The following is a 1,075-nucleotide window of genomic DNA, read 5'->3' on the forward strand; positions in this document are numbered from 1 at the left end:
ACGACGACGTCATCCACCAGAGCGCTGCCTCTGGCGCGCAGATGTTCGTGTTTCAAACCAACAATGCGGATTTCAGAGGCACGGACGAGAACCTCCAACAGCTGGCCATCGCCCGTATGCGCGCGCTCGAAACAGGGAGAACTGCCGTCAACGTCTCCACCACCGGGACCAGTCAAGTCATCGGCCGCGATGGAAAAGTGTTGGCTCAGGTTGCGGTGGACACGACCGCGGCGAAGATCACCGAGGTCCCCCTCCGCACCGGCACGACCCTCGCCGTCGTGCTGATGCCTTGGCTCGGCTGGACACTCAGTATCGGAAGCGTACTCGCGCTGCTCGTCATGTCGATCCGACAGCGGCGGTCGGATGCTCACTCCCAGGAAGACGGATGGATGAAGTTGTGAAACTCAAGATTCTGACCTCTGTCGCGGCACTCTGCGCCCTGTTTCTACTCAGCAGCTGCGCACCCACCGTCCACCTCGAGCCCGCAGCAAACGCGAATGACCCGCTGTGCGCAGAGGTCACCGTACGACTACCGGACTCGATAGGCGACCAGGCTCGCGTCTGGACGGACGCTCAGGCCACCGCAGCATGGGGCACCCCCAGCAGCGTGCTCCTCACCTGCGGGTTGGAGCCCCCGGCCCCCACCACGCTGCAATGTGTCAGCTTGGGTGGCGTCGATTGGATCGTCGACGAGGAGGACACCCCGAATCTGCGGCTCACAACCTACGGCCGAGAGCCAGCTGCCCAGGTGTACGTGGACACCACCACCCTGTCGGCAGACGCGGTTCTTGAATCTCTCGCCGGGGCGATCCAGCAGCTCCCCAAGACCGGTGAATGCACGGCACCTGTGACCGAAGACCCAGACGTCGTGGGCGATGAGACGGGAGAAACCGCTCCATGAATCCCGTTGTTCTCCGGATTGTTGGTCCGACGATTCTCGTTGTCGCCGCACTCATCGCTGCGGTGGTCGGGCTCGCGATCGGTGGAGGAGCTGCACCGAGACTCACCAATGACCCTGGAGCGCTCGTGCGATGGGGACTCCCGGCCGCGAAGCTGATCGTCAATCTTTCCGGTG

1 protein-coding gene and 1 pseudogene are annotated in these 1,075 nt (G+C 63.3%); both read left to right on the forward strand.

What is annotated here, in order from left to right:
* Positions 1–401, forward strand: a pseudogene (locus J7E68_RS19360) (apolipoprotein N-acyltransferase); the annotation flags it as partial.
* Positions 386–901 (forward strand): DUF3515 family protein, encoded by a 516-nt coding sequence (locus J7E68_RS19365; protein WP_251049185.1) that lies wholly within the window; start codon positions 386–388, stop codon positions 899–901. The pseudogene J7E68_RS19360 and the gene J7E68_RS19365, both read left to right, overlap by 16 nt.
* Positions 902–1,075 lie beyond the last annotated feature (174 nt).

Source organism: Microbacterium sp. ISL-103 (genome assembly GCF_018613995.1).
Taxonomy (GTDB): domain Bacteria; phylum Actinomycetota; class Actinomycetes; order Actinomycetales; family Microbacteriaceae; genus Microbacterium.

What these genes read in the sequence shown, in the direction of transcription:
- J7E68_RS19365 (WP_251049185.1), top strand. Translation starts at nt 386, where the DNA reads ATGGATGAAGTTGTGAAACTCAAGATTCTGACCTCTGTCGCGGCACTC.